At 29.4% G+C, this 7,075-nt stretch carries 5 protein-coding genes; all 5 read right to left on the bottom strand.

Annotation, left to right across the window (positions count from 1 at the left end):
• Window positions 1-2,379: a hypothetical protein gene (locus ACKVOV_RS13580; protein WP_409207297.1), complete on the bottom strand. Its 2,379-nt coding sequence runs from the start codon at window positions 2,377-2,379 to the stop codon at window positions 1-3.
• Between the two features lie 135 nt (window positions 2,380-2,514).
• Window positions 2,515-3,807: an O-antigen ligase family protein gene (locus ACKVOV_RS13585; protein ID WP_409207298.1), complete on the bottom strand. Its 1,293-nt coding sequence runs from the start codon at window positions 3,805-3,807 to the stop codon at window positions 2,515-2,517.
• Window positions 3,807-4,922, bottom strand: a complete 1,116-nt coding sequence (locus ACKVOV_RS13590) for a glycosyltransferase family 4 protein (protein ID WP_409207299.1) — start codon at window positions 4,920-4,922, stop codon at window positions 3,807-3,809. Before ACKVOV_RS13590 ends, ACKVOV_RS13585 begins: the two co-directional genes overlap by 1 nt.
• Complete coding sequence (locus ACKVOV_RS13595) at window positions 4,913-6,145, bottom strand: hypothetical protein (protein ID WP_409207300.1); 1,233 nt, start codon at window positions 6,143-6,145, stop codon at window positions 4,913-4,915. Before ACKVOV_RS13595 ends, ACKVOV_RS13590 begins: the two co-directional genes overlap by 10 nt.
• Before the next feature lies 1 nt (window position 6,146).
• Window positions 6,147-7,075: hypothetical protein (locus ACKVOV_RS13600; RefSeq protein WP_409207301.1), on the bottom strand; the 929-nt coding region annotated here is incomplete at its 5' end.

Raw genomic sequence — 7,075 nt, forward strand, 5'->3', positions numbered from 1 at the left:
TTACGCCAGAATTATAGTTTTCACGATATGATTTAAGGTAACATCTAATTCTTCGTTATTGATAGATTCATAAACAGAAGAATTACTTTTTACGCTTAGCGAATCGAAAAGGGAACTGTATTCTTTAGTCAATTCTTCGATGGTAGCTTTAGTCAATTCTTTTTTTCTGTTTAGAATTACATTAGCATCAGCAAAAAGGAAGAAATTGAATTTAGGTTTTAACAATAAATAGTATCCTAATTTTGAAATAATTTTAGGTAAAACAATGTTACTACGTTTGCTATCATTAATAAAATCAAAGTAATAACGATCATAAATTACAACATAGCCTCTTGATGTATATTTGAAATAAATAACAAATTGCCCAAATAAATAATCAGAATAATAATAGGTAAATCGGAGAAATGAAGATACAAAACTTCCATTTTTTCCTTGTCTAGGCAGACTTGAAATAGCATCTTGATGCGCTTTTTCTTTTCCTTTTGTCCAAACACTTAGTATAGGTAAAATAGAAGGACGATGACGCAATACAATGACTGGTTTTCTTAGTTGTTTTTCAATTCGGAAAGCTATGTTATCGATAACTGTAGATTTTCCTGCTCCATCTACACCACTAAAAGTGACAATGAAACCTTTGTTATTTTGATAGTTTTTGATAGTGTCAAGGCAATAATTGATAGTGTTTTTTATATGATTTATACCTTTGTTTTGTTTGTTACTATTAATGTAATTCATTAAAAGTTGTTTGCTTTTTTTAGAATTATCAAAATAATCCTTAATAATGAAGTCGATAGTTTTTTTAGAATTAGCAAAAGCTTCTTGGTAAATTAAATATTTTTTGGGAATTCTTGCGCCATTTAGGATATAAAATAGCACAACATATCTTGCTGTATAAAGACTTGAAGCATTTTTTATTCCATAATTATTGGTGAAACCAGCCTGTATTAATTTTTTGGCATCTAAAATTTCAAAATTTCTACGTTTCAATTGCCAAATTAAATCGAGTGAAAGCATATCGGCATCGTTTGTAAGAATTTGAATCGAATTCATGAATGATTTTTTAGAAAAAGTAACTTTAGAAACCAAATCATGTCTTTGAAGCGTTTGAAGAATACTGTCATTCATTTTTTTATCGATAACCAAGTCAATATCGGAATTTAGACTTAATTTTTCTGGAAATCCATTTTGAAATTTTAAAGCGGCATATTCTTGATTTTGAATAGAATCAAATATATCCATGATGATTAATTCTCTTGAAGAATATTCATTTGTTACAAAAATATTAAACCCTTCATTCCAGACTTGAAACAACCAATCAATTTGAATATGCCAGTTTTTTTGCTCGGAATATGTTTTTAGATACTGCATGCAATTAATAAGTAAATAATATTTGAGATAGTTATTTAGCTCTTCTAAATCGTAATTAAAAAATGTACTTGCAAAGGAATTATTGTCAATTTTTCTAATATCAGCATAGATTTTTTCCCAAGATTCATGGTTAACCAAGATCCCATTTTGAATTATAAAATGGAAATAATCAAAAGCTTTTGGTCTGTCAAATTGTGCTAATTCCCAATCATAAATAGCTAATTCGTCCTTTTTTTGATACATATTCCAAGGTGTAAAATCACCATGAGAAAGAGAAAGTTCTATCAATTCGTTATCAGGAATGGTATCTAAAATAGTATTGATTTTTCTAGTTAAATTTTTAGGAATTCTAGGATCATTTATTGATCTAAAATCATTTTTTAATGAGTTGAATAAATCCCAATCTCCCACTTTGATAGTTTGTTTCTCGACAGTGTAAAATTCTAATAATGCGGCTAAGTGATTAGACGTAATTTTTTTAATTCTTTCTCCATTTTTAGATACATCATTTAACTGAATTATATCATTTGAGATAATGGTTGCTTTTGGTATTTCGAAAGAAGAAATATCAGGATTTATTTTTGCTAAAATTTCATATTCCTTGTGGATTAATTGGCTTGCATTTGGAGTGATGGCAATTTTGTAAAAAGAATTATTGGCATACAAAACTGCTTTTTTATTAGGACCGATAGTTCCAGTAAATAGTGCCCAATTAGTACTGCAATCAAACACAGGATTGTCTAAAACAGAAAAGTAATAACTCCTTTTTTTGAATACTAATTTTTGTAATTTTAAAGCAAAGACAAGTTTGATCAGTGAAGCAAAGACAAATGCTTTTTTACTACTAATATTGTAGAATTTTAAGAAAAGCGGATGATTGGAATTTGAATTCCAAATCCATCTCGGAGTTCCATCAGAATTGTTTATTGTTAGCAAAGTAACAACAACATCGTTTTTATTTTCTTTTTTTAAAGAAATGGAATAGCCTGTTTTTGTAAAAATATTTTCCATGTTGAGTGTATTGATTTATTTAGGTAATGTGATAATTGTGCCAAAATCACAAAATCAATAAAATCAATACTTCGCAGAGTAATACATGTTTGCATTTTTCCAAATTTTGGAAAAATACTTTTTTTTGGAATGATTTTAACTAAAAAATTCGGGTCTTCTTTTCTTTAAATGAAGTTTTTGAGTAGGAGTAAGGTGTATTCTATTTTTAAAAGAAACAGAAAAAATAATCATTTGATAAAATAGAATGCCGTAGTTGCTTTCGCCAAAAATTCCGAACTCTGTAAAAGAATTAATTATAATGGGAATGAGAATTCCAATGAGCATCAGTTTAGTTTCTTTATCTTCTGTAAAAAATGCTTTTATGGTAAAAAACACTTGAAATAGAGCAATTGTTAGCCCAATAAGTCCCAAGTTCATGAGCACTTGCATAAAAGTATTGTGCGTCATTTTGCCTGGATACGTATGCACGCTTTGAAAAAATTCTTTATAATCTATTCGCATATAACCAAAACCTAAAAGAGGCTCACGAGGCAATCCTTCGTTGATTAAGGCTTGCCAAAAAGGCAATCTTCCAGTAAGCGTCAGAATTTCTTCCATTCTTTTTTGATCACCACCTTTTAAGATGATTTCGTTAATTGCAAAAGGCATTACTAACAAAACACCTCCCATGATAGCCAATTTTAATCCCTGTTTTTTGGTTTGATTGATATGAAAAAATATAATAAGAAATGCACCTATTAACGAAGAACGAGAACCTGTCATGAATAAGGCATAAAAAATAACAAGTATTTTTATAATGGTCCAAGTTTTGTTTTTAAATCGGTACAAATCGAATATTAGACAGGCAACACCAACGCCAGCAAGCATTCCTAGTTCGTTAGGGTTCATTAAGGTTCCGCCTAATCTGGCTTCTTCTCCTCCATTTGTTAATCTAAAAAAAACATCTGGATTGACCCAAAGACCAACAACAAAGACTAATTGTAAAACAAAAACAGTATTTCCTAATAAATGATACAATCGGATAGAATGTCCTTCATAAAAAGTGTCTAAAACTTTTAGACTTTTGATAAAAAAATAAGCAAATACAAAACTTTGAAATGTCATAAACCATTGTAAAGCACTAAAACCTGGGTTTGTACTCCACATAAAAGATAGTAATCCTAGAAACAAATAACCTATGTAAAACAAAGGAGAAAAGGTATTTTTATACCCCATTGTATTTACGGCTCCATGATTAATTATTTTTTTGTAAATCACAATTGACGATATCATCACGCCCATTCTACCTACTATTTTAATACCACGAGTAATGTTTACATTTTCGCTCCAAGTAAAAAAGCAGGCTACCATCAACAGCAGAATGATAAACAAATAATTGTCCATTCTTTTAAGAAATGCATCGTTATTGTCTGTTTTTACAAAATTCATTATGCTTTATATAATTTAGTATTAAACTCTTGAATAATCCTTTTCCAATTAAAATTATCTTGCACCATTTTGATGGCGTTGTGACGAATAACAGTAAAGTCTTCTTGTTTTTTCCAAATGGTAGCTAATTTTCCCATAGATTCTTCTAATTTATGGTGGCATTGTTCAAGAATCATGTCTCCTGCTTGGTATTGTTCTATTAAGTCGCCTATGTTTGTTGCATCGGTTACAATGCATGGTTTTCCGTAACTAGCAGCTTCAATTACAGAGGTAGGTAAGCCTTCATTTCTAGATGGATGAATAAAAACATCCATTTGTTGCATTAAATCATCTTTTTCTTTTCCGAATTTTCCTCCAAAAAGAACGACATTGTTTTGCACATTTTGTGCTACAAGCATAGTATGGAGTTTGGCTTTTTCTTCGCTATCTCCAATAATCCAAAGCTGTGCATTGGGATTCTTTTTTATAAATATACTAAAAGCTTTTATTAATGTGTCCAGTCCTTTGGTATAAATATCTAATCGGCCTATAAAACCAAAAGCAATATATTTATTGGTTGAATTTTTAAAGGAAACGTCTCGATTATTTTCAAAACCATAAGGTACTAAAATTGTTTTTTCGTTTTTGTATAAATTTTGCAATCCAATAGTTTCACTTTTCCCAATGCAATGAATCTTTGTAGTGTTACTTAAAAAATTTTTCTCGAATAATTGAAAATAGATCCTTTTTACCCAAAAATTTCTTTCCATAGCAATTACATTATAAGCACCATGTGGTGTAAAAATATAAGCGATTTTATGTTTGTGGAGTAATTTTCCAATAGCGTAAAATATTGGAATCCAACCACCATGAATATGGAAAACGGTGTTGTCTTTTTTCTCCATCATCGCATTTTTTAATTCTTTAGAAAGAGCAAAAGGGTTTCTTTGTTTTAAAAATAATTTGGTTTCAAAATTGCGATGACCATAGTTGTTTTTAGTGTCATTAGCAATGCCCCAAACGGAAACTTTTTTGCCAAATTCAACTTGTTTAGTTGCTAATTGATACACTACTTTGTTTACACCATTCATCCTGTCAGGATTGGCTTTGCCTAATATTATGTGAATTATTTCCATAAGTAAAAATGATTTTTTTTGAGTTGGTTTTGCCAATACAGCATCATGATAATTTGGTTACAAATTAATCCTGAAACAGCACCGTAAAGTCCCGCATATTTTAATAAAAAATGAAATGTAAGCATAGAAAATAGAAACGAAAATAAATAACCAAAGAAAAATATTTTGTTCAATACCATTATTCTTATAGCAATTCTAATGGGGTAGCTCAAGAAAATAAAGAAGTATAAAACAGCTATTATTTTTACAACATATCCGTACGTTTGATATTTTTCCCCACCTGCTAAAATTATTATTTCTGTTGAAAAAAAGAATAAAACCGAAAGCATTACGCTAAATAAAAGAGCACCATAAAGACTAATTTCTAGTAAATAGGCTTTTGCTTTTGATGTATTTTTATGATACAAAGCAGCGACTTTAGGTAAGAAAAAGTTTTCTACAGATTGTAAAATGATGTTTATGATTCCAAAAAGAGATTGTACTAATCGCAAGGCACCTAGTGCTTCTATACCAAGATAAATGCCTGAAACTAACACAAAGAAATTACTAGAACTCCATTGTAAAACGGCAACACTCAGCAACCATTTTCCTTGAGAAAGATGATCTTTTAAAAAGATTTTCCAAGAAAGAGGTTTCTCATAATTTTTTACAATAAATAGTAATCCAGGAATAGCAGAAACAAAATTGGCTAAACCAATAATCCAAAGTGCTAGATTCAAATTAACTTGATTAGTATAAAAATAAAACCCTAATACGATTATTGTTAAGAACAACAAATCAATAATTAATACAGTACCAATGGTGGCCAAGGATAAAAAGAGTTTCCTGAAAAAATCTTGAAAAATATAACCCGATATAAAACAAATTATCGCATTTGAATGGGACTTGAAAATAATATCGACTGGTAAAAAAAGGGAAAGCAGCTTCACTACAAACATGAAAAAAAATAGTAAAGCCACTAACCCAAGAAATATAGATAGATAATATTCCCTTTTTTTTGAAATTTTTGAAATCGAAACTTGAAATGGTTGGATTAACAACGCATTTACAATACTCATTATTAAGTAGGTAATAAGAAGAATTGTAGAAAATAATCCAAAGCTTTTTATTTCAAGTTGTTGTGCTAAAAAGAAAGTCAACAAAAAATTGGTGCCACTGTAAATAGCTTGGTCAAATAAAACCAAAACAGCTTGAGAAGCGATTATTTTTTTGAAGTAATTCATCTTATTTTTTTATGTATTTGTTCCAGATTTTTTTGGCTTCAACCAATAAACTTGGATTATAACCTACTTTGTTAAGTACAAACCAAACATTAGGCAAGGTATATTCGTCTTTTAATAATTCGATTTTTATGATATTTTTTTCGGCCGTTTTTCGGCTATCTAAGACAATTAGATTCTGAGATGCAAAACTCATAAATACTAATCCTAATTTATCTTCTTTAATACTTTGATTGTGAATAACGCATAAATCATAATCTTTAATTTTTGTTTCAATTTCATTTAAGAAAATTGATTTGGTATAGCTTAAAAATTGACTACTAGCATAACTTTGGTAATCTTTTTTATCAACCAAACCGTCTAACTCACCCGTAATGTCAATTACTAAAACTTTTCTGCCTTGAGCAATAAAAGCTTCGATAAGATGTTTAGAATGAAAAAGATGATCGCTAGATTTGTCATAAGAACTGATAACAACAATATTTTGTTTTTCGAGCAATCTTTTCAATTCCATTTGTAATGATTCTTTGAGAAAATTATTTTTAATGTTATCCTTTTTTTTGATAAAAGGTGTTGTAAAAGCAATGGGAATGGTGCTGTTTTTTTCGATGGTAAAAGTGTCGTTAACTTTCGCTTTTGCATAGTGCACAATATATATTAATAGTATTGATCCAAGTAATCCTAAAAATGCGGAAACTATAATTATGATACTTCTTATAGGCGAAACGGGCGTTTTTGAAATCTCTGCTGGAGAAATTATTTTATGAAAAGCAATTTTGGCAGATTTAGCAATTTCGGCTTCAATCCTTTTTTCATTCAAGAAATTATGATTTTTTTCGTACATACTGAATTCTCTATTCAGTATGTTCATTTTCTTTTCTTTTTCAGGTAAACCTATGAATACTTTTTCGGCCTCTGATATGTCTCCCGATA

It is taken from the genome of Flavobacterium sp. (assembly GCF_046153165.1).
Taxonomy (GTDB): domain Bacteria; phylum Bacteroidota; class Bacteroidia; order Flavobacteriales; family Flavobacteriaceae; genus Flavobacterium.

Excerpts from the sequence above, each read along its gene's own strand:
- ACKVOV_RS13580 (WP_409207297.1), bottom strand. The coding sequence starts at position 2,379 with ATGGAAAATATTTTTACAAAAACAGGCTATTCCATTTCTTTAAAAAAA.
- ACKVOV_RS13585 (WP_409207298.1), bottom strand. The coding sequence starts at position 3,807 with ATGAATTTTGTAAAAACAGACAATAACGATGCATTTCTTAAAAGAATG.
- ACKVOV_RS13590 (WP_409207299.1), bottom strand. The coding sequence starts at position 4,922 with ATGGAAATAATTCACATAATATTAGGCAAAGCCAATCCTGACAGGATG.
- ACKVOV_RS13595 (WP_409207300.1), bottom strand. The coding sequence starts at position 6,145 with ATGAATTACTTCAAAAAAATAATCGCTTCTCAAGCTGTTTTGGTTTTA.